Raw genomic sequence first — 21,044 nt, forward strand, 5'->3', positions numbered from 1 at the left:
GCTTTAACCTAGGCTGCCTAGATCTTGTCACCATTCATAGTCATCTGCCCTTTTTCAAGCTTGAATGTGAACTGGTCACCGTTTGCCTCAAGCATAGCCGCCACCATCGGGTTGAACATGCCAACCAAATCTTTGGCTTCCTTACCAAAACTAGCGCTGAAATCGACAAAAGCCGCATTCATTAGGGCCTGTGGATCAGGACCTCGACGAGACTTTAACCCGTCTTGGACATAATGCTCAGGCAGTTTTTCAGCATCCAGCTTTGCAACACCGCTAGCATTGATAATGTCGGCACCATTTTGCTTGAACTGAAAGCTCTGAAGCTCGAACTGTGGGTTCTGGGCAAGCAACTGGTCAGCGCGCTCATTCAGAACACCTTCGACGGCGTGCTTCATTTCCCGATCGCTCCAGCCATGTCTGGCACCTTCCTGAGCAACTTCTATTATTTTCACAACAGCTTTGCCATCTAGGCCGGAAATTTTGTATTTCAACTCGCCATCAGAAAGGCTCTGTCCTTCCCCTTCTAAGCTACCTAAGTTAACCGCCAGGCTAGTGGTGAATTCATCATCCACTTTACTCGCGATATCGACGCCAAACGACTTAATGCTAACGCCGTCAATCGAGGCTTCTGCAATCTCAATCGTCGCTTGGCCTTCACCTTCTTCGCCATCAAAACTATTGTTCATGAACAATTTTCCACCAGATAATCCGATGGCACTATGACGTTCTTTGAGCATGAACTCAGGCATATTAGCGGTCAGTTCAAAATTTTCGGGACGGCCTTCTTCATCAAAGCTATCGGCAGAGAACTCAACCGTTATGGGCTTAACCGTCATCGCACTGCTGTTTTCGGCGAAATCGATATTAGGAATAATCATCTCCCCATCGATGCTATCGCCTTTCATGTAACCTTCGACAACAACTGGCTGACCATCCAAAACAAGGCTGGTGATGGTCTTTTCATCATTCCCTTTCATGACAGGGTTAGTGATCTTCGCCGTGTAAGAAGGACCTGCCAGTAGAGTGGCTAGGCCGTGATTGACCCTATACTCGACTTGGAACTCGGTGGGCCGCCGCGTATTACTATCATTGAGGAGAATCACACCGGAAGAGGACATAAGCCCTCCTTGCTGAGACTTGATAGTCACATCAAATTGTTCACCCAAAATAGTCGTATCATTAAGCTGCTCTACAAGCTTTTCAACGCCAGCCCTAACATGATCTTGGTAGCTGACTTGCTGAACACCTGCATAACCGACAACAGCAGCGGCTGCGATAGCAACTGCTATATACGTTTTTTTCATTGAACGTTCTCCATGTTCATTTCGCTCACGCCTAGGAATCAAGTGACGCCTGAGCACAACGTGAGGCAATAAATTAATAAATTCCGATTTTTACAGCGGCTTAAGGCTTTTCCTATGCCGGCGGCATTATAGATTCAGAGACCCTCGGTATAAACCGTATAGAAGGAAAGTTGACTTAAAATATTGGACTGATCGTCATCCTCTCGAATGATTCACAGCAGTTTTCCTTTTGATGTTCAGTCGTTAGCCCTTGGCTTAATCTTAAAACCGCTCAACTCCTTCGCCAACATCATCTTCAGCACATCCGTTTTATAGGCGTACTGCGCAGGAATTCTCAACAACGAGAAACCCGATTGTTTACAGATTTTCATCAAGAATTCATCGCGTTTTTGGCGATGTTTCTGGTTGTGGCTTTTGTCGTCCAGTTCGATGGCGGCGACGGGGGTTAGATCATCGATATTGCAGATAACAAAATCGAAGTGTTTGGCACTGATCGCATTAAAGGCTTTTTGCCACTGACTACGGTTACGGCTCGGCTGAGGTTCCAACAGGTCGGCTACCCGGACTTTGCCAAATACTTGGTATTGATCACTGTCGATAGCTTGGAGTAACACCCCATAGAAGGAACGCTCCGCTGGCGTAAAAAGTGCGCCCCGTTTACGATAACCTAGCTCTTGCGGAACCCCCAAGGTCGCAGAGGGAACTAAATCTGCATCCTCGGGTAAGCTTTCTGCAGTGCTCTTGTCCGCGCTTCCTTGCTGTTTCTTAGTGGTCAGCAGATACAAAAATACGCCACCAACCAGAAACAATAAAACAAAAAACTCCATCATTAACGCTCCCCGCCACAGGCTTTATCACGCTCATTAATATCGATATTTTGACGGGTGCGGTCAGCCTTGAGAGTGAGTATTGAACACCGCTGACGCTGTTCCGCGCTTTCATCAGTGGCAGAAAGGTGAACTATCGCAGAAGCTAAAACAGGCTTTCGCAAGCCATAGGTAACAGACGACGATTCGCCCGTAAGAAGTGCATCCATGTTATTTCCTAGTCGTCCTGACCAACGGCGTGATTGTTTAAACAATCGGGTGACGAATTAATATTTAATAGTAATATTTGATAGTGATATGGGAATGTACCCCGCGACCGCGCTTCACTCAACCCCTGGCACTCACAAACCCAGCGTTAAATAGCACACCGTTTTTCTAGTCAGACAGACCGCGCAACTCAATAATTAGCCGTGGATGCTATTTAGCAGGAACAACTAAAGATTTTATCTGTTACAGGGGATTGGCATAAAAGTGCCCAATTTAAGCGCACGATAAAGCAATAAAAACCCGACCTCTCGGCCGAGTTTTATGGATAACTAAATACAAAAATCAGACTTCAGGATCAAAAAATCTTCAGTGGTTGTTCCTTATGTCAGTACTCACTTACCGCACCGACATAGACGACCTCACAGACAACCATCAGCCCCATCCTGACATCCTAGTTCAAGCAGAGGTATCCAAAAGGAAACCGGTGCTAGTACTCTCCTGACTCTGAAATAGCGAAATCAGCTCATCAAAATTGACCGTGCCATCATCTTCGAAAATCGATGCCACCGCCTCTTCGCCAAACTCTTCCGTCAATTTCAACTGCAGCTCTTCACTAGACACCATACCTTGAGAAGGAGGTGGCGGAGGCGGCGCCATCCCCTGCGCTTCACTGCCTTTGCTTGGGTCGAAATTACTCAGCAGTGACGTCAGTTCATCAACATCGATAGAACCATCTTCAGCCAACACTGAAGCAGCATCTTCACCAAAACGGCTCGTTAAATTAGCAACGAGTGTTTCAGCATCGATACTGCCCTCTTCAACAGCACTCACCATTTGCGATGCTAACTCATCCGGTGAAGGAGGTTTTTGCATCCCCATCATCGAAGAGCCGCCCGCCTGAATACCTGCAATACTCATGGCTCTCTCCTTACTTAGATTAATAGACTTAAAGCAATTCGTTATTTGCAAAGAGTATACCGATTGGCGCTATTTGCGAGGCCTTCGAAGGCTTTTCTTCACCACTTTGAGCTTATTAGCCCATTCTTTACATAACTTAACCTAACTTAACATTCAGTGATAAAAACCTGTTGCTTATCAAGATCAAAGCGGAAGGTTTAAGCCACTAAAACCCTTAACGCGGCAAATCATGACCGCTTGCCGCTATCCGCCTAAAACCGTTGAGCGCTAGCCCTTTTGCCGCCGTATCAACAAGCTATTCATCATTAAACGCAATCGAGAATCTTTTCGTTTCAGGATTCCCTCGCTGTTAATTTTACTCTACACTAGAATTCATGAAGCACATGACCTGCATCACATCATCCCAAGAAACACATCGCCAAACTCATTTTGGGCTTGCGTGTATGTTGTTGTTGGTTCTGATCGAGATGCAGAACCGAGGGCTGATACTAGAGCCACTCGCGTCACAACTGTTCTCCGTTAATCAAAGCAATGCCTTACAAGCATTGTTACCGGCCACCATCGATGATGACCAACCCGGCGGTCTGGTTTTAACCACCAACCATGATCCCCGCCAATCAGGTTCTGTCATCGTACAGACGGACAGCGACTCATCGCACCCGGCCTCTCCTCGCTGGATAGCACCCTCCCCTCGAGCACCACCCTTTCTTAGCTAATTCTGATTACATCTCTATTTTTTATATTGTTGATGACAGCCATTAAGGCAGGATTACGCTATGAATAATTACAACGAATTAAAAACCATTCTTCTGGATGCTTCCGCACACATTACCCGTCCTGAAGAACTGCACGAATACACGCTAGAAACCAGTGCGGTTGAAGTCATGACCGACTTTGAGAAAGTCCAACCCCTCATGATGGAACAGGATGTGTCCATCGATGAAGCGCGGCAAATGATGCGCAAAGTCCATGTGCGCTCGGTGCTGGTCATCGATAAGGACGAAAACTTTCGCGGACTGCTCACCATCGCCGATTTAGAAAGCCGGGCAGCGATGAGTATCGCAACCTCTGCTGGACTCAAACGGCATGATATCTCCATAAAAGAGATAATGACGCCGCGGGATCGCTTGCATGCGATTCCATTAAGCGAGGTCAACCATGCCAGCATCGGTGACCTTTTGCGCACACTGCAACATACTGGCACCCCGCATATGTTAGTGGTTGATACCCAAAAACATGAGATCCGTGGTGTGATCTCCTCCAGTGATATTGCCCGCCGCTTAAACGTGCCGGTGGAAATTTCCAAACGCGCTGCGCACTTCCGTGAAGTCGTTGATGTGCTTTTTTCCGGTCAAGATACTTGAGCCAAACGGATTTAATCCAGAACCACAACTGACGAGTCTTATAAAAAATCATCTCCACTGAATAAAACCCAAGGATTCGGTTTGAAGGGGCTATTCATCGGGGTGATGTCCGGTGAATAGTATTAGCAAGCCAGCGTTCATGTGTGTTGACGGCTTGCTTATCAAAGCCCAGTCCCTCGACTGGGCTTTTTATCAAGACCATCGAAGCCATTAAACCCAGCATCCACAGTAATACAGCCCCTCTTACTGCATCAATAACGCCCTAGCATGCCGATAGCGCCACCAATCATCCCGTTCTCCACCCATTCACAGGAATTAGCTGAACGTCTGATACTAAGCCATCGGTGAAAATCTTGGACCACTGCGCTATTTAGACAGTCTGTGCTATTCTCCCGCTCCGGTTAACTGATTCTTTCTGTGTTAACACTAACGACGGAGCATCATTGTGGACTACGATTTTACCCACGATATTTACGGCGCATTCTGTGCTGAGTTTTCTATGGGCCATGAAGCCCTAGGTTACTGGCTGACTTATGAACTTAGGAGTCGCCAAGCCGTTATTGCCGACTTACTGCGTATCACTGAGTCACTAAAACAGAAACAACGTCTCGACTATGTGATGGAAGGTTCGGAATATAATTTGGTGCTGAATCAGAATGAAGCGATTGTCCGCGCCCACGCACTGGATGCTTACGACGATACAGAGGTACCCGACGATAATTTAGAGTTTTATGATCAGGAATCAACCGCCAGCTGCGGTCTGGAAGATTTTATCGAGCTATTAGAAGGCTGGCAGCAATTTACCGCGCCGGCATAAGCTCGTCATAAACAAGCCTTTAAACAAAGCACTTTAAGTAAAGCTCTTTAGCTAAAGCTCTTTACAGCATTCCCGCCCGAAGTAGATCAAAGCACTCCATAATCCGCGCAATATACTGATCTTTAGGGCGAAAACTACTGCTGCTCTGTTGGAGTAGATCCTGCTCCATATGTTTAAGCATCTTGGTCAACCGATAACGGTGCAACCCCGTCGCCGCTTGTACGGGGTCGGATATCACACCACTGAGCGCAGCGCCCGCCGACAACAGTGCTAAGACTCCAGCGATGGTGGCCAAAGTCACGCCGATCGAAGGTGACGGGGGAAAAGCATTATAATAGGCACTACCCAAGGTTTCGCCTAAGAAAAAATCACGACTCGCTAATTGCGTGCTGATGATACTCGCCAACATCAGCCCAATACCGATCCCGCCCGGCGTAAATTTCTGAAACGCAAAAGCCCCCAGTACCGTGCATGACAGTGTATTGGTAATATCCGCCGAAGCCGTTCGGGTAACCCGGTACTGCGCTAAGGCATCTTCAATAATAGGTTCTGCCTGTCGGTGAAACTGACTAATATCGGCATTACTCGGGCCTTGCTGCTGATAAAGTTCGCGCAAGGCTTCAGCAATATGCCAACTCAGCGACTCGTTAGCCTGATCATGACGTAATAAATCTCGCAGTACTAAATCACTAATATGACTCTGCACCTGAGTGGTAAATCCCGCCGGAAAACGCCCCAACAAGCGATGTAAACCGCTCAACCGAGACGAGCGCCCAACAAAAAAACGCACCAGACTCACCAACGCATATAGTGGCGCCCAAAAGAGATTAACCGGCGCCCGTAAGATATCCATACCAAAAGCAACACGATTCGTTTTTAAGGCCGCAGGATAGCTAAAGTGAGACGCAACAAAATCAGGCACCCGTTGCTGACATTGACGAAAATAATTGCGAATACCGGTTAGTACGGTCTGCTGAATATCTTGCTGTAATCGAGCTTCAGCCTCGCTGTTTGGAAATTGCATAAACCTCTGCTTCTTTCTCAATCTGACACATTTAAAAATCCTACCTTACCACCCAGCTGAGACCGGCAAACTAGTCAAAGGTTGCAGCACTATTAATCTGTCTGAGTAGTTTAACGTTTTAATATGACAAGAACAGGCCACTTTTCAGGTTGATTTCAAGTTGGTCATCAATACTGGTGCAGCTTCCGTTAAACATTAATCTCTCCAATGCGTTAACGAGGCTGCTCAAATAACCTTTAACAAGACCAATAAGCCACGTATCGCTGATCAGACTGTCAGCATTAAGCCAATCGCGCGGTTACTTAACGATAGGAATAACAATAATGAACAGTAATCTTAAAAGCAGTTTTTCCGGCGCAGCCATCGCTGTTGCCGCCGCAGGCCTAGCCGGCTGTATGGGATCAACCTCAGCCAGCACCAGCAGCGCCCCCATGGCTAGTGGCAACACCGTTGAACTGGGACATTGTTATGGCGTTAACTCCTGCCAAGGACACAATGATTGCAAAACAGCCGATAATGATTGTAAAGGACAGTCCGCGTGTAAAGGACAAGGCTTTGTTACTATGCCTCTGAAAGCCTGTACCGATGCCGGTGGTAACGTACGAGATGACTGGCGCGATCAAATCGCTAAAGCAGATCTGACCCAGTGCTTTGGCATTAATGTCTGTAAAGGCCATAATGATTGTAAAACAGCAGATAATGCTTGTGCAGGACAGGGTTCATGTAAAGGTACCGGTTTTGTTATGACCACCGAGAAATCCTGTGACGATATTGGCGGCACCACTAAATAACACAACTGCCAAGCTAAACCGAGCCTAAAGTAACACCCTTAGCAACATCCGCATGAACGTCCTTCGGGGCGTTCAATTTTCTCTGCAGGAGATATTATGACCGACCATAATTTAGGCTTTGGGCTGGGTTTAAGAACCCCACATTTCCAAGATGTGCTCAACACGCAGCCCGATGTCGATTGGTTTGAAATCATCTCAGAAAACTTTATGGTGGCCGGCGGCAAGCCCAAATATTACCTACACGCCATCCGCGAACGTTACCCGATGGTGATGCACGGTGTCTCTATGTCGATCGGTTCAACCGAACCCTTAGATAACGCCTATCTACAACGCTTAAAACAACTCGCCAATGAGGTACAGCCCGAGTGGATATCAGACCACCTCTGCTGGACAGGTCTGGACGGTATCAATAGTCACGATCTACTACCGATGCCCTATACCGAAGAGGCGATCAATCATATTGTTGAGCGAATAAAACAGGTTCAGGACACTCTCGGCCGGCCATTACTGCTCGAAAATGTGTCCAGTTATATTAGTTACACCGACTCCGTCATGAGTGAATGGGCCTTCTATAACGAAATCGTGGAACGGGCCGATTGCCTGATGTTATTGGATATCAATAATATCTATGTCAGCAGCCGCAACCATTACTTCGATGCCCAAGACTACTTGGATTCCGTTAACCCTGCGCGGGTTCGACAGATCCATCTGGCCGGACACAGTGATTACGGCACCCATGTGATCGACACCCATGATCATGATGTCTGCGATCCCGTTTGGCAGCTTTACCGCCAAGCCTTACAACGCTTCGGCCCCGTCAGCACCATGATCGAACGGGATGATAATATTCCTCCCCTCACTCAATTGATCGACGAGCTTAATATTGCCCGTCAGATCGCCGCAGAAGTACACAGTAGCAAACCGCTGATTCGCGAGGTTGCCGGCTAATGAAACGATCTTTACAGTTGCGCCAGCAGCAGATGATGAAAGCACTACTGGGTAACAACGATGACATTGCCGATTATATTATCGGCGATCAACAACTCGATGCTCGGCAACGCTTATCGATCTATCAATCGGGTTATCGTATTCGTCTGCGGGAGGTGATCGATAATGATCACCCCGTACTCGGCAGTTATCTAGGCGATCAACTGTTCGAGCAGATGACCGAAGGCTATATCGATGCTCACCCCAGCACTTTCCGCTCGCTACGCCACTATTGTGATCGATTACCAGATTACCTGCGCAGTGACACTTTCTTTAGCCAATATCCCCATATCGCCGAACTCGCTCGTTTTGAACGGGGTCTGCTCAGCTCATTTGATGCAGCCGATCGCGACACTGTTTCGGTAGCAGACCTACAACAGATTCCGCCAGAACAATGGCCGACACTGCAGCTTCGGTTTCATCCTAGCCTGCAACTGTTTAATGCCGATATGAATGTGGTTGAAATATGGCAATCGATCAAAGCCGAACGGACACCCCCTAATGTCACTCAACAGACCGAATATTGGGTTATTTGGCGTAACCCTGAAAGACTCACCGAATTTCGGTCCGTGGATACGCTTGAACAGGTATTATTGGATTGTTTTCTTCAGGGAGGCGATATTGAGAAGGCCGCGGAAATCACCGCCCAAACCGATGCGGTCAATACAGCAGAAACCCTGCTAACCTATCTGTTTCGTTGGCTGGAGCTTGGCTGGGTACAACAACTAACTGATGCGCAGAGCCCACCAATATTCGATGTCGTTTAAGACCAGAGCACGACCCCAGAAAAAGGATCATGCTCTGTCAGACTGTGATGTCTACCTGGCTAGGGCGTCATCGGCGTTAATGATCTAAGGCGCGGAGTTTAATCATCATGCCTTCACTGGCATAGATCTCGACCTTGGTGCCGGCCAGCAGTGTGGTGTCGGCTTCAGCTTTCCACAGAGTATCACCTACCTGCACCCGCCCCTGACCATTCTCTAGATTTTGCTCAAGCACAAACTTACGCCCAATCAACTGTGCCGCCCGATCATTTAATAATGGCTCATCAGTTTGGCTGTTAAAGGTACGAAACACGCGCCAATATAGAACGGTAAAGGTGATACCCAACAGCGCAAACAGTAGCAACTGATAAGACCAGCTATCGACCACACCTAATGCAACCACTGCCGCGACCACTAAAGCAGCGACGGCCAAGCCGATTAGAAAGCCTGAGGCACCTAGCATTTCCAGAATCAACAGGACGATACCGAGAATCAACCAGTGCCACTGGGTTAGGGTATTAAACCAATCAGCCATCTCAGTCTTTCGCTTTAGTCGTATTAAGCAGCTCAGAGATACCGCCAATCGAGCCAATCAGGCTACTCGCTTCCAGCGGCATCATCACCACCTTACTATTCTCGCCAGCACCAATCGCTTGCAGCGCTTGGGTATACTTCTGCGCCACAAAGTAATTGATCGCCTGCGGATTGCCTTCACTGATCGCTTGGGAGACCACCTTAGTTGCCAACGCCTCGGCTTCAGCTTCCCGCTCCCGCGCTTCGGCATTCAAAATCGCTGCCTGCAATTCGCCTTCTGCACGCAGAATTTCCGCTTGTTTTTGTCCTTCGGCCACTTTAATAGAGGCTTCCCGTTGACCCTCTGCAACCAGAATAGTCGCCCGCTTATCCCGCTCGGCTTTCATCTGATTACCCATGGAATCCACTAAGTCCTGGGGTGGAGAGATATCGCGAATCTCGATACGCGTCACCTTAATGCCCCAAGGATCGGTCGCTTCATCCACTTTACCCAGCAACTTGATATTGATCGCATCTCGGTTGGACAACATCTCATCCAGTTCCATCGAACCTAACACCGCACGGATATTGGTCATCACCAGATTACGCATAGCTCGGGGCAGATCATTGACCTCATAGGCAGCTTTACCGGCATCCAGCACCTGAAAGAAACACACGGCATCCGTCGTGACCATCGCATTATCGGAACTGATCACTTCCTGCGGTGGTACGTCCAGTACCTGTTCCATCATATTTTGCTTCGAACCGATCGCATCCACGATAGGAATCAGTAGGTGTAAACCAGGATTCAGGGAGCGCGTAAAACGACCAAACCGCTCAACCGTCCAGCAATGCCCCTGAGGCACCATTTTGACACCCGCAAACACCAACGCTAACGCAAAAACGACAATCACAACGATTGAAATTTCAAGTCCATACATAGTTATTCTTCCTTTGACTCAAGACTAAACTTAGCTATAAAACAGAATCAGACGTTAAAACAAAACGGAACTTTGCAGCAGACGCTAGCCGCTGAATCAATAGCACTGAGGCGTAATATACGCCATTAACATGCTGACAGCGATGCTTGTCTTAGAAGATGCGCGCCAACCATTCGCTAGCATATGGTTAATCGTCAAAGTGGCCCGAAGCTAACATCTAGCTATCGGTGGAAGAACGAAAGACACCTTTACCGACATCCTCCGCTTTAAGGTACTTCATCATGAGCAACCGGTCCTTGGCGATACGAGACATAGCTTGTTCTTCTAACCCCCAATCTTCTTTTAACAAACTATGCTTCAGCAAGATTGACAGCTTTTGCAATTCAAAAAAGAGATCAAACAAACCATTGAGCTGCTGACGATAAATATAAGCTTTCTGATTGAAGAGTGTTTTCTCATAACTCCGCTTGCTATCAATGTACGTCGGCGTCCAATGATTGTTGCGATAAAGGATGAAGCCCTGGGTATCTTTCGCTGCTTTGAAGTGTTGATATTGAGATACGAGCTGGTCGGTGATCACTAAATATTCACCCACGATATGCCGGACAAACGCCTGAGGGTCGGTCGTATCAATGGTTAACACGACCGGTTTAGCCTCGGGCTCTGGCTCTGGCTCTTCCTGACAACCGGTTATCGATAATACGGATAAGCTGAGTAATCCCGCAAAAAAAACTACAATCCATCGTCTGTTTTTAAGTTTCATCTAAGTATTTTAACCTTGCATCGGGTTCTATCAGCATACTATACGTTAATCATCTAATCGTTAAGTACCAACATAACCGCCGATAACAGAAGTTAAGTGATTAACGTTTTATATTAGCGAATATCGTGGTGATCTGCTCACTTAAGCTTTCGGGGTTACGACTGGTTTTCATATAGATTCGCAAGCCTATCATCTGTACCTGTAAATGCCTTGCGAGAATGCGCGGATTCGCATGTGTGGCAATCTCTCCAGCCTCTTTCGCCTGCTGCAGAATATCGGCAAAACGATCTTCGGTACGTTTCAATAGTTCCCGCGACAGCTCCATCAGCTCTGGGTGATCATCATTGACCTCGGTGAGTGTCTTAACCAACATACACACCTCACTAGGATTGCTATCACACTGATCGATCACCACATTGCGGAAGAACAGCTCTAAACCGCCGAGAGCAGAACCCGCACTGACAATTCGCTGCCCAAGCATTTCCGCCATCCCTTGGGAGTAACAGACTAACGCTTCACGATAGAGCTGCTCTTTGCTACCAAACGCGGCATAGATGCTGCCTGGCCGCATATCGATAGCCTGTTGCAGATCTCGCGTAGAAGTCCCGTTGTAGCCCTTCTCCCAGAACAGCAACATCGCCTTACGGATCACGTCATCACGATTATATTTAGCAACATTAGCCATCATTGGCCCTCTATTTGAACGAATGATCAAATTTTAACTTGAACATACGTTCAAAATCAAATAATCTAACTACCTGAACAGTTGATCAAGTTGCTAGGCATCACTCTCTCATGCCAGCTAATAATCCCCAAGGACTCATACAATGAATAATTTAAAAGTGCATACCCTCGAATCTGCTCCCGAAGGAAGCCAGCCACTGCTGCAAAACTCCATTAAAGCCTTTGGTTCGCTACCGAGTCTGCACGGCGTGATGGCAGAGTCTCCTGTCGTACTAGAAGCCTATCAAATGCTGCATAAGTGGTTTACCGAAAGCTCATTTGATGCCGACGAATTAACCGTTGTATGGCAGTCAATCAATGTAGAACATGAGTGCCATTACTGTGTACCGGCCCATGCTGCCATTGCCAAGATGATGAAAGTGGATGATGCATTGACCGCTGCGCTACGTAATCGCCAACCGATGCCAAATGCTAAGCTACAGGCACTTCACGATACAACCTTGTTGATCGTGCGTAATCGCGGCCAGATTGATGAAGCCGACGTTGCTGCTTTTTACGCGGCGGGTTATAGCCCTAAACACCTGTTAGAAATCGTATTAGGTTTGTCACAAAAAATCATGAGCAACTATATCAACCATCTTGCTGACACCCCTCTGGATGAACGCTTCGCGGCCTTTGTATAATCGTTCACGCTCGTTGGCCGCTTAAAACCCGCCGACGATAAACGACAGACCCAAAAAAGGCCGCATCATGCGGCCTTTTTGCTATATCGATCATGCTATTCCAGCAGTATTTTACTTTTTACTGTCTTCGTTCATGAGCTTGCGTATTTTGATAAACGCCCAGATCATGGCGCCAGCCATAGCGGCAACACCTAGTAAACTAGGCCAAAGTGTTTCGAACGTATACGGATCCATAACAGTTACCTTTTTTGTGTTCCTATCTTGATACTGATATTACTCTCGATGTCGCAAGAGAATATTGATGTAACTCAATAAGTACTCCTATAACTCAAGATAGTCCCTACAACACAAAAATCAACGTTCATCGCCATCACACTCATACGCGATTCACTCAATCAGATATAACAAAGCTGTAGCCAGAAAACATGGCCTCTAAGACCAATTCCGGCCTGGCTTATTAGATAACAGGGTCGATAGACAAAGACCTGATATCACCCCTTTTATCTCATTAAAGCGTTTTCATAAGCGCTGGCTATCCCTACCCACGCGATAACAACGCAGATGCACCTCCTTTCAGATCTTTTCAACTCTTGTCGCCTCCTCTGCCTGATCTGCCTGATCTGCCTGATCTGCCTGATCTGCCTGATCTGCCTGATCTGCCTGATCTGCCTGGTGACAGGCTCTAGCATTTATCAAAATATCTAATCAAATCGACAAAATAATAAAATTACCTATTAGTAATAACTTATGACACTTCATTATTAGATAACGATAGATAAAACCATTATAAATTCCGTTTTATATAGGAAAATACAATCACCGCACATTCAAAATAAATACATATAAATCAATAACTTAAATCCAAAAAGCCCATCATTAACAAACAGCTTAAAAATAATTTAAAAAGTCTTTAAAAACATATAGTTAGCAATCATAAAACATCCTTATAAATTATTGATTAATCAATAATTGTTATATAATTATCTTAATAAGTTTTTAACGTCGATAAAAAAGGTATTGATGATGCAAGAGAGAGAAATTAAGCTTCTATTTAAAGCTGGAGTATTTGATTCCTGCCAAGCGGCACCCGTCTCTATTGCCCGGGGTTGGCGCCTAAAATTCATCACAAAGCAGGGAGAGGTGCTGACCTTAGATCTGCAAAGATCCAGAAAAGAGCGAGAGTTCAAGAGTCTCGATGGCGCAGCCGCCGTTGCACGGCGCATCGGCTTTGAATGGCTAAATGTGCAGATTGGCGATATGGAATGGCAAGAAAAGGTTTAGCCTTGGCGAATAGCAGCAGCTATTAGCCAACAGAGACTATTCGAGGCGGCTGGAAGCTGAAATAAAAAAACGACCTATGATTAGGCCGTTTGATTCACTATGCAGTATTTTTAACCTTGATGAGAAAAAGCGGCCCCTCAAGATATTAAAGAGACGATCAGAGAATTATTTATCCCTGATAGCCGCTTCTATTTTTTGATCGGTTTTGTATTGACTCAATGCATACACAGACCAGATAGCCGCCGGCAACCAACCAACTAGGGTTAATTGCAGCAACAGACAGATAATGCCGGCAATAGGCTTGCCTATGGTGAAAAATTGCAGCCATGGAAGCAGCAAAGCTAAGAGTAAACGCATCTATAATGCTCCTTTGAGTGAGATAGTCATTTAAGTTTTAACCCTGACGATAGGCTTAGGCTTAGCCTAAACCATTCTGTAATTCAGCATCACTCGCATCACGAACACTCATCACTTCGACTTCGAAGTTGAGCGTCTGTCCGGCAAATGGATGATTCGCATCGATCGTCACCTCACCTTCCTCTTCATCGATGCTCATAATCGTCACCAGCTGTGGCTCACCATCTTCACCCTCTACCTGGCAGAGCATCCCTTCATGGATTCCCTCAAAGCCAGCAAAAGATTCGGCATCAATAATACTCACCTGCTCTTCATCGCGCTCACCATAACCTAATGCCGGTTCGATAGTGACCGTAAAGGTATCGCCTGCGGTACGCCCTTCCAGTGCTTGTTCTAACCCTGGGATAATATTGCCCTTGCCTTGAATATAAGGCAGAGGCTCGGCATCACGTGAACTATCAACCACCTCTTGATCGGTATTGTAGAGGGCGTAATGGATTTCAACATAGCAGTTGTTACTAATATTCATTTAAAGAGTGTCCATCGTTAATAGTGTTGTCAGCCATTCGCCGATCGCTTCAATCTCTTCTAGACAAAGACTATGATCAACCGGCCAGCTATGCCACTGGGGTTTATATGCCAACTGCTGTAACAGTTCATTTGCCTGTTGCCCAAGAGAGATAGGCACAACATCATCGGCTGTGCCGTGGTGAATCGCAATCGGTAGCGCCTGATTCGCCTCACTACGATGCTGTTTAATCAGCTCGGCAGTGGCAACATAGGTTGACAGTGTTAGTAGGCCCGCTAACCGCTGAGGAAAACACAGCGCCGCATGATAAGCCACCGCGCCGCCCTGAGAGAAACCCGCCAAAACGATTTTATCTGCGGCTACGCCTCGGGCGATCTCCCGTTCGATTAAGCGATTAATCTGGCTAACGGAATGCAGCAAACCTGCAACATCGATCTTACGCTCCAGTGTCATTTCCAGAATGTCATACCATGCAGGCATCTCCCAGCCACCATTCACGGTAACCGGCTGTACCGGCGCATTTGGAAAGACAAAGCGGACAGGTAATGCATCAGGCAAGTTTAATGCGGGAACCACCGCTTCAAAATCATGGCCGTCGGCGCCAAGCCCATGTAACCAGATAACACTCGCCATCGCCGTCTGTGTCGGTTCAACTTCGACACAGGATAATAGTTGTTCAGTCATTATAATAAAATCCTTTACCCTTTAAGGAGAGAGTCGATCTATCTGCCACTGTTCGTCCACTAGCGTATAGCTAAAACGGTCATGTAGTCGGCTTTCACGCCCCTGCCAAAATTCAAAATGAGTGGGTATTAAACGGTATCCGCCCCAACATTCAGGGTAAGGAATATCACCATCGGGGTGCCGTTGTTGTAGATCAATCACCGCTTGCTCAAGGCTTTCACGACTATCGATCACCGAACTCTGATGTGAAATGGCCGCACTAATCCGGCTACCCACCGGGCGTTCATTAAAATATTTACGGCCCTGTTCCGGTGATAATTTTTCTACCCGCCCCTGAATACGTATCTGCCGCTCGAGGCCATACCAATAAAACATCAGCTCGGCCTGAGGATTTTCCGCAAGCTGCTGCCCTTTATGACTACGATAATCGGTATACCAAGCAAAACCATCCGCACCAAAGTGTTTCAACAGTACGATACGCGCAGAAGGCATCCCTGAAGCACCGGCCGTTGCCAGCGTCATCGATGTGGCATCATCGGGCCGATATTCCGTTGCGGTTTGCATCCAATCAGCGAACTGCTGTACTGGATCGGCCGCTAGATCGGGCCGGTTAAGAGGTTGCGCCACATACTCTCGGCGCAGGGCTTTAAAATCACCCTGATCGGATTGACTCATAGATAACCTGACAACTCACATATTCTGATGGACTTATCTGCATGAAGGCCTGATGCCCTCACTCGCAGACGGTGTAAGTGCCTATAATACTTCACTATGGGTTCAACATCACGGAGATAGACGCGAAGCCTACTCCAGCTAACAAGGCTTAGCCGTCTCTCGGCAATAAAGGCGGCTATAAACATTTGGCTATGGGTTGAATGTCACAAATCTGGCATACTCTAGGTTCTGTTTTCAGCAACGGCTTATATCGCAATGCATGGCACTCCTGAACAACTGATCGCTTGTCACGAATGTGATCTGCTGATGACACGGGTCGCAAACAAACCTAACGAAGATGTTATCTGTCCCCGCTGCCACGCCCGTATCTTTTACACCAGCATCAACAGCATTGAACGCTTACTCGCCCTTTCGGTCGCGGGTTTGATTTTGTTTATTCCGGCCAATATTTTTCCGATTCTCAGTTTGCAGGTATTTGGCCAGAGCCAGAGTGAGATTATTCTGCAAAGCGCCCTGTCACTCTTCGATGGCGGACTCGTGCTGGTCGCCCTGTTGATTCTACTCTTTGCCATTGTGGTGCCCTTGTTTCAACAAGTGATCCTGTTTTATATCAGCTTTACCCTTCATTACCGCCGGGAGGGACGATTACTCCGTCAGGCAATGCATGCTTATCAGCATCTGCGGGGCTGGGGTATGCTGGAGATCTTTATGCTTGGTGTGCTGATATCGATTATCAAGCTCAAGGATATTGCCGACCTTCATATTGGTTTGGGGCTATACAGCCTTGCCGCCCTGATTGTCGTCACAACCCTCAGCAGCGTCTTTTTTAATCCTCATCAGATCTGGCATCAGATCGATCTACGGCGGCAGAAGCGAGCGACTGATGACCGATAAACCCCGTTTCAAAAGCGCCCGAGAGAGCGGTTACCTGCTCTGCATCGATTGTGAAAAGCTCCACCCCCTCAGTTTGGAAGGCGAGTTGTGCGATCGCTGTGGTGCCCGCTTGCACAGCCGGGTACCCAATTCGATGAACCTGAGCTGGGCCAGTTTGATTGCCGCCGTAATACTGTTTTTACCTGCCAACATGCTGCCTATTATGACATTCAAATCATTTGGTCAGGGAGAGCCGAGCACCATTTTAGGCGGCATTCTCCACCTATTAGATCAGGATATGCTGCTGATCGGTTTGGTGGTTCTCTTCGCCAGTATTGTCGTGCCGGTATTAAAAATTATCGCCATGACCATTTTATTATGTACAGTGCAGTTTCGGTTGCAGACAAACCTACGTCAAAAAACCCTGATGTTTCGAATCATCGAATGGATTGGCCGCTGGTCAATGCTGGATATCTTTGTCATTGGGATATTGGTGGCGCTGGTGCAATTGGGTAATATTGCCCATATTGAAGGCAACGATGGCGCCACAGCATTTGCCGTGGTGGTATTGTTAACGATGTTTTCGGCGATCATTTTTGATACTCGACTGATTTGGGATAACGGCGTTACGGATTTGCCATCCGATAACAGCGATGAAAAGGACACACCATGAGCACCCCTGAAGTTGATAACCCTGCAAAACCATTGATAAAACGCCACCGTGCGCCCTCAGTGGTATGGCTGCTGCCTTTTCTCGCGGCAATCATTGCCGGCTGGCTCGTGATCAAAAGCTACCAAGATGCCGGCATTATGATTGAGGTTCAGTTTGATACCGCGGAAGGGTTGGAAGCGGGTGTCACACGGGTTATGTACCGTGGGCTTCCTGCCGGCATGATCAAAACCCTGAAGCTCAATGAAGACCTCAAAAGCGTCACCGCCATGATCGAAATGGAGAAAGAGGCGGAAGAGATTCTCGTCGAAGGCAGCCGCTTCTGGCTAGTAAAACCGCAAATATCACTCAGTGGTGTCAAAGGCTTGGACACCCTGCTCTCCGGCTATTACATCGAACTGCAACCGGGGAAAGGCGAAGAACATTTCAGTTTTGTCGCTGATAATGAACCACCTCCGCCCTTAAAGAACCGCGAAGGGTTATATCTATCGCTACTGGCCGACTCCGCCCAATCCATTCAGCGGGGGGCAAAGGTCTACTATCGCCAGATAGAGGTAGGGGAAGTGATTAACTTTGGCCTAACCAATAATGCCGAACGAATCCGCATTGAACTGTATATCGAACCCGCCTACCGGCACCTGATTACCGACAGCACCCGTTTTTGGAACGCCAGTGGTGTCAGCCTCAAAGCTAACCTATCCCGTATTGATCTTCGCTTCGGCTCCTTAGCCTCCATTATTGCCGGAGGAATCAGTTTCTACACGCCTCCAGGGGATGAAAGCAAACTCACGCCAGAGCATAAGTTTCATCTGTTCGCCGATTTCGAGGCCGCCGAAGACGGTATTGTCGTCAATGTTCAATTCCCCGCGCGCACCAAGATACATAAAGGCACCGGAGTGGTCAGCGAAGGCATCCGCATCGGCCGCGTACAGCGACTAGAACTGAGTGAAGACCTACAAACGCTCAATGCTCGACTGCTAATTGATCCCCGTGCTCGGCCCCTGTTACGCAGCGGCAGTCAGTTCTGGCTACCCGCCCCAAAACTCTCCCTTAACCGGTTACAAAATATCGGCGATCTCATCAAAGGAGCACCGATCGTACTACAACCGGGTACCGGCGAAACGCAATTTGAGTTTACCGCCCTCGATAGCCCACCCGCGCACAGGCCGAGTATTAGTGGCTTGAATATCCGTTTAGAAAGCGATCGTTTAGGCTCCCTCGATCACGGTTCCCCCGTCATGTACCGGCAGATTCCGGTGGGCGAAGTGACCGGATATGAACTCAGCGCCAACGGACACAAGGTGCAAATTTTCGCCACCATTCAAGACCGCTATGCCTCACTGGTCAAACATAACAGCCGCTTCTGGGAAGAGAGTGGCATCAAAGTCACTGCGGGCGTAGACGGGGTTGAACTCGATAGCGGCTCTCTCGACAGCGTCATCAATGGTGGTATCGCCTTTTTCACCCCGGATACCGAGGATCAAAAAGAGGTCTCACAGGAATACCAATTCCACCTGTTCCGCAACTTCGATAACGCCAGCCAACAGGGGCGACTACTCTACCGCGAGAACGCCGATAAGTTAGCACTTAGAGTCAAAGCTGACAGCCTTGGCTCTATAACCAGTGGCGCACCGGTGTTATACAAACAGCTCACGGTGGGAACCGTCAGCCATTATGCGTTGGCCGATGATGACAGCGTGATCATCCACCTGCTGATCGATAAACCCTACCGCCACTTGGTGACCGATCAAAGCCGGTTCTGGAACGCCAGCGGTATCGATGCCAGCCTCAGCGCCCGCGGGGTTAAAATCCACAGTGAGTCTGTGCAAACGTTACTGCGCGGCGGTATCGCCTTTGCTAACCTCAATGATAATGGCCAGGCCGCCAAACCTCGCCAACTGTTTAAGCTCTACAATCAGCAACAGAAAGCCCTACAGGGCGGGCCTGATATCACCGTTACCTTCCCGCCGGGGCCCAACATTACCGTCGGCGCCAAGGTCTATTTCAAAGGTGTCGCGCTAGGTTCCGTAGAACAGGTACGCTTACTCGATAGTCAGGGCCGTGCAGAAACACACATTGCCCTCACACAAGAAGGTCGTTTATTGGCTCGCCAAGGTTCACGCTTCTGGATTGCCGCGCCCCGTATCAACCTGTCTGGGGTGGATTATCCAGAAACACTGATCGCCGGTAATCATATCGAAGCACTGCCCGGTGACGGCGCGCAACAACTGAGCTTTACCGGATTAGCGGAAACCCCCACCGCACGTAACCTACCGGGCCTAAATATCGTTTTGGAAACAGCACAACTCGGGTCCATTGATATCAATAGTAAGATTTACTTCCGCGGGATGCCGGTCGGTTATGTCTCGGGCTATGCACTCAGCGAGGACAATCAAACCGTTAAACTCTTCGTCAATATTAAAGAGCGCTATCGTGCCTTAGTCACCAAAGCCAGTCAGTTCTGGAATATTGGTGGCATCGATGCCGAATTTGGGCTATTCAAGGGATTAAAAGTAGAAACAACTAATCTAGAAAGCTTGGTTCAGGGAGGGATTGCCTTCAGCACCCCTGCCGATAATCTGCAGCCGGTCAGTTCAGGATTTGAGTTTGAACTGCATGAACAGGAGCCCGACCAGTGAAGCTCTTCAAACACTTACAGATTGGCAGCATCGTAATATTGCTGTTCCTCACAGGCTGTGCCAACAACTCCCCCAACAACTTTGAGCTTAGCGACCTCGCCAAGAGTGATATCGACAGCGTCACCGATATGCATATTCAAGAGCTCCACAAGCTCTGCCGGCAGCTTACGATCAAGCTCTATAAACGTAATCCACGGGAACTGGCCAAAGCACCAGCGGGTACCACCGTTGAACAACGTTTAGCTCAGCTGTTTAGCGATCAGCGAATCAAGGGATTCCGTGAACTCGATGGTGCCAAGAGTACTGCGGCGATTACCCTGAGCTTTGATGAAGGGTATCGGGGGGATCGTGTGTTTGCTTTAATGGCGGGTATCAGCAGCATGTTGTACGCGGCCTATAATCATCAAGATGAATTTTTTATCCTCGATGAGATTGATCAGCAGAAGCTGTATAACAGCGCCCGCAACCTAGAGACTGTCTCCTGGCAGCTCAACAACCGTAAAGACAGCAATGGTGAACGCTATATTCTGAGTAACGGCACCGCCAGCAACGGCATCCGCAATCTCAGTTATGAGCGCATCTTTGGCAAGATGATCAGCCTGCAAGATATGATGGCCCTGCTAATTGCCGACACCACCAACCGCAATATCACCCGGGTCGTACAGAGCGCCGCCTCAATGACCTTCCTGCCCATCTGATAGCCATATAATCAACCGATATAACCAGTGGATAAGTCGCGAAAATAGCGC

26 protein-coding genes are annotated in these 21,044 nt (G+C 47.9%); 12 read left to right on the forward strand and 14 right to left on the reverse strand.

The features are described 5' to 3' along the window. Nucleotides 1–17 precede the first annotated feature (17 nt). The 4 genes from EH243_RS05660 to EH243_RS05675 all read right to left on the reverse strand — a co-directional run bounded on the left by EH243_RS05660 (nucleotide 18) and on the right by EH243_RS05675 (nucleotide 3,256). Nucleotides 18–1,304 carry a DUF945 family protein gene (locus EH243_RS05660; RefSeq protein ID WP_126157678.1) on the reverse strand — a complete coding sequence of 429 codons (1,287 nt, stop codon included), beginning with the start codon at nucleotides 1,302–1,304 and terminating at the stop codon, nucleotides 18–20. A gap of 236 nt (nucleotides 1,305–1,540) precedes the next feature. Next, complete coding sequence (locus EH243_RS05665) at nucleotides 1,541–2,131, reverse strand: DUF2726 domain-containing protein (RefSeq protein WP_126157679.1); 591 nt, start codon at nucleotides 2,129–2,131, stop codon at nucleotides 1,541–1,543. A gap of 2 nt (nucleotides 2,132–2,133) precedes the next feature. Continuing rightward, a complete protein-coding gene (locus tag EH243_RS05670) occupies nucleotides 2,134–2,340 on the reverse strand; it encodes a hypothetical protein (RefSeq protein WP_126157680.1) in 207 nt (68 codons plus the stop codon). A gap of 454 nt (nucleotides 2,341–2,794) precedes the next feature. After that, the gene (locus tag EH243_RS05675; protein ID WP_126157681.1) at nucleotides 2,795–3,256 is read right to left on the reverse strand and encodes a hypothetical protein; all 462 of its coding nucleotides are present in this window, start codon (nucleotides 3,254–3,256) and stop codon (nucleotides 2,795–2,797) included. Between the two features lie 443 nt (nucleotides 3,257–3,699). Here EH243_RS05675 and EH243_RS05680 point away from each other — a divergent pair, with 443 nt between their 5' ends. From EH243_RS05680 to EH243_RS05690, 3 genes are all read left to right on the forward strand, one after another. Continuing rightward, a complete protein-coding gene (locus EH243_RS05680) occupies nucleotides 3,700–3,972 on the forward strand; it encodes a hypothetical protein (RefSeq protein WP_126157682.1) in 273 nt (90 codons plus the stop codon). A 60-nt stretch (nucleotides 3,973–4,032) separates the two neighbouring features. Then, nucleotides 4,033–4,620 (forward strand): CBS domain-containing protein, encoded by a 588-nt coding sequence (locus EH243_RS05685; RefSeq protein WP_126157683.1) that lies wholly within the window; start codon nucleotides 4,033–4,035, stop codon nucleotides 4,618–4,620. A 445-nt stretch (nucleotides 4,621–5,065) separates the two neighbouring features. Further along, nucleotides 5,066–5,437: a YacL family protein gene (locus EH243_RS05690; RefSeq protein WP_164549053.1), complete on the forward strand. Its 372-nt coding sequence runs from the start codon at nucleotides 5,066–5,068 to the stop codon at nucleotides 5,435–5,437. A 61-nt stretch (nucleotides 5,438–5,498) separates the two neighbouring features. On the opposite strand, the gene EH243_RS05695 is transcribed toward EH243_RS05690, so the two are convergent. Then, nucleotides 5,499–6,461 carry a DUF6635 family protein gene (locus EH243_RS05695; protein ID WP_126157685.1) on the reverse strand — a complete coding sequence of 321 codons (963 nt, stop codon included), beginning with the start codon at nucleotides 6,459–6,461 and terminating at the stop codon, nucleotides 5,499–5,501. A 323-nt stretch (nucleotides 6,462–6,784) separates the two neighbouring features. Between EH243_RS05695 and bufA2 the strand changes: the two genes are divergently transcribed. The 3 genes from bufA2 to EH243_RS05710 all read left to right on the forward strand — a co-directional run bounded on the left by bufA2 (nucleotide 6,785) and on the right by EH243_RS05710 (nucleotide 9,006). Next, on the forward strand, nucleotides 6,785–7,252 hold the full coding sequence (gene bufA2 / locus EH243_RS05700; RefSeq protein ID WP_126157686.1) for a BufA2 family periplasmic bufferin-type metallophore: 468 nt from the start codon (nucleotides 6,785–6,787) through the stop codon (nucleotides 7,250–7,252). Nucleotides 7,253–7,348: 96 nt separating this feature from the next. Continuing rightward, nucleotides 7,349–8,200, forward strand: coding sequence for an MNIO family bufferin maturase (gene bufB / locus EH243_RS05705; RefSeq protein ID WP_126157687.1), 852 nt, complete (start codon nucleotides 7,349–7,351; stop codon nucleotides 8,198–8,200). Next, entirely contained in the window at nucleotides 8,200–9,006 is an 807-nt protein-coding gene (locus tag EH243_RS05710) for an HvfC/BufC N-terminal domain-containing protein (RefSeq protein WP_126157688.1), read from the forward strand. The genes bufB and EH243_RS05710 overlap by 1 nt, the downstream gene beginning before the upstream one ends. A gap of 76 nt (nucleotides 9,007–9,082) precedes the next feature. Here the strand turns inward: EH243_RS05710 and EH243_RS05715 are convergent, their stop codons facing one another. The 4 genes from EH243_RS05715 to EH243_RS05730 all read right to left on the reverse strand — a co-directional run bounded on the left by EH243_RS05715 (nucleotide 9,083) and on the right by EH243_RS05730 (nucleotide 11,908). Continuing rightward, a complete protein-coding gene (locus tag EH243_RS05715; protein ID WP_126157689.1) occupies nucleotides 9,083–9,538 on the reverse strand; it encodes an NfeD family protein in 456 nt (151 codons plus the stop codon). A 1-nt stretch (nucleotide 9,539) separates the two neighbouring features. After that, nucleotides 9,540–10,457, reverse strand: a complete 918-nt coding sequence (locus EH243_RS05720) for an SPFH domain-containing protein (protein WP_126157690.1) — start codon at nucleotides 10,455–10,457, stop codon at nucleotides 9,540–9,542. A gap of 217 nt (nucleotides 10,458–10,674) precedes the next feature. Beyond that, nucleotides 10,675–11,220: a hypothetical protein gene (locus EH243_RS05725; protein ID WP_126157691.1), complete on the reverse strand. Its 546-nt coding sequence runs from the start codon at nucleotides 11,218–11,220 to the stop codon at nucleotides 10,675–10,677. A 100-nt stretch (nucleotides 11,221–11,320) separates the two neighbouring features. Beyond that, the gene (locus EH243_RS05730; protein WP_126157692.1) at nucleotides 11,321–11,908 is read right to left on the reverse strand and encodes a TetR/AcrR family transcriptional regulator; all 588 of its coding nucleotides are present in this window, start codon (nucleotides 11,906–11,908) and stop codon (nucleotides 11,321–11,323) included. A 139-nt stretch (nucleotides 11,909–12,047) separates the two neighbouring features. Between EH243_RS05730 and EH243_RS05735 the strand changes: the two genes are divergently transcribed. Continuing rightward, nucleotides 12,048–12,587, forward strand: coding sequence for a carboxymuconolactone decarboxylase family protein (locus tag EH243_RS05735; RefSeq protein ID WP_126157693.1), 540 nt, complete (start codon nucleotides 12,048–12,050; stop codon nucleotides 12,585–12,587). 111 nt (nucleotides 12,588–12,698) lie between these two features. Here EH243_RS05735 and EH243_RS18765 read toward each other — a convergent pair whose 3' ends face one another. Next, on the reverse strand, nucleotides 12,699–12,821 hold the full coding sequence (locus tag EH243_RS18765) for a hypothetical protein (RefSeq protein ID WP_277600697.1): 123 nt from the start codon (nucleotides 12,819–12,821) through the stop codon (nucleotides 12,699–12,701). Between the two features lie 789 nt (nucleotides 12,822–13,610). On the opposite strand from EH243_RS18765, the gene EH243_RS05740 reads away from it, so the two are divergent. Then, on the forward strand, nucleotides 13,611–13,868 hold the full coding sequence (locus EH243_RS05740; protein WP_126157694.1) for a hypothetical protein: 258 nt from the start codon (nucleotides 13,611–13,613) through the stop codon (nucleotides 13,866–13,868). A 165-nt stretch (nucleotides 13,869–14,033) separates the two neighbouring features. Here the strand turns inward: EH243_RS05740 and EH243_RS05745 are convergent, their stop codons facing one another. The 4 genes from EH243_RS05745 to pdxH form a co-directional block, all read right to left on the reverse strand. Continuing rightward, entirely contained in the window at nucleotides 14,034–14,225 is a 192-nt protein-coding gene (locus tag EH243_RS05745; protein WP_126157695.1) for a YqaE/Pmp3 family membrane protein, read from the reverse strand. A 61-nt stretch (nucleotides 14,226–14,286) separates the two neighbouring features. Then, nucleotides 14,287–14,754 (reverse strand): FKBP-type peptidyl-prolyl cis-trans isomerase, encoded by a 468-nt coding sequence (locus EH243_RS05750; RefSeq protein WP_126157696.1) that lies wholly within the window; start codon nucleotides 14,752–14,754, stop codon nucleotides 14,287–14,289. Beyond that, nucleotides 14,755–15,438: an alpha/beta hydrolase gene (locus tag EH243_RS05755; protein ID WP_126157697.1), complete on the reverse strand. Its 684-nt coding sequence runs from the start codon at nucleotides 15,436–15,438 to the stop codon at nucleotides 14,755–14,757. 21 nt (nucleotides 15,439–15,459) lie between these two features. Then, nucleotides 15,460–16,113, reverse strand: a complete 654-nt coding sequence (pdxH, locus tag EH243_RS05760; protein ID WP_126157698.1) for a pyridoxamine 5'-phosphate oxidase — start codon at nucleotides 16,111–16,113, stop codon at nucleotides 15,460–15,462. Nucleotides 16,114–16,368: 255 nt separating this feature from the next. Between pdxH and EH243_RS05765 the strand changes: the two genes are divergently transcribed. The 4 genes from EH243_RS05765 to EH243_RS05780 are packed head-to-tail and all read left to right on the forward strand — an operon-like array spanning nucleotide 16,369 to nucleotide 20,993. Continuing rightward, nucleotides 16,369–17,007 (forward strand): paraquat-inducible protein A, encoded by a 639-nt coding sequence (locus EH243_RS05765; protein ID WP_126157699.1) that lies wholly within the window; start codon nucleotides 16,369–16,371, stop codon nucleotides 17,005–17,007. Continuing rightward, the gene (locus EH243_RS05770) at nucleotides 16,997–17,659 is read left to right on the forward strand and encodes a paraquat-inducible protein A (protein ID WP_126157700.1); all 663 of its coding nucleotides are present in this window, start codon (nucleotides 16,997–16,999) and stop codon (nucleotides 17,657–17,659) included. Before EH243_RS05765 ends, EH243_RS05770 begins: the two co-directional genes overlap by 11 nt. Then, nucleotides 17,656–20,295: a PqiB family protein gene (locus EH243_RS05775; protein ID WP_126157701.1), complete on the forward strand. Its 2,640-nt coding sequence runs from the start codon at nucleotides 17,656–17,658 to the stop codon at nucleotides 20,293–20,295. Before EH243_RS05770 ends, EH243_RS05775 begins: the two co-directional genes overlap by 4 nt. Next, the gene (locus EH243_RS05780) at nucleotides 20,292–20,993 is read left to right on the forward strand and encodes a hypothetical protein (RefSeq protein ID WP_241235004.1); all 702 of its coding nucleotides are present in this window, start codon (nucleotides 20,292–20,294) and stop codon (nucleotides 20,991–20,993) included. The genes EH243_RS05775 and EH243_RS05780 overlap by 4 nt, the downstream gene beginning before the upstream one ends. The last annotated feature ends 51 nt before the right edge of the window (nucleotides 20,994–21,044 follow it).

Source organism: Amphritea opalescens (assembly GCF_003957515.1).
Lineage (GTDB): Bacteria > Pseudomonadota > Gammaproteobacteria > Pseudomonadales > Balneatricaceae > Amphritea > Amphritea opalescens.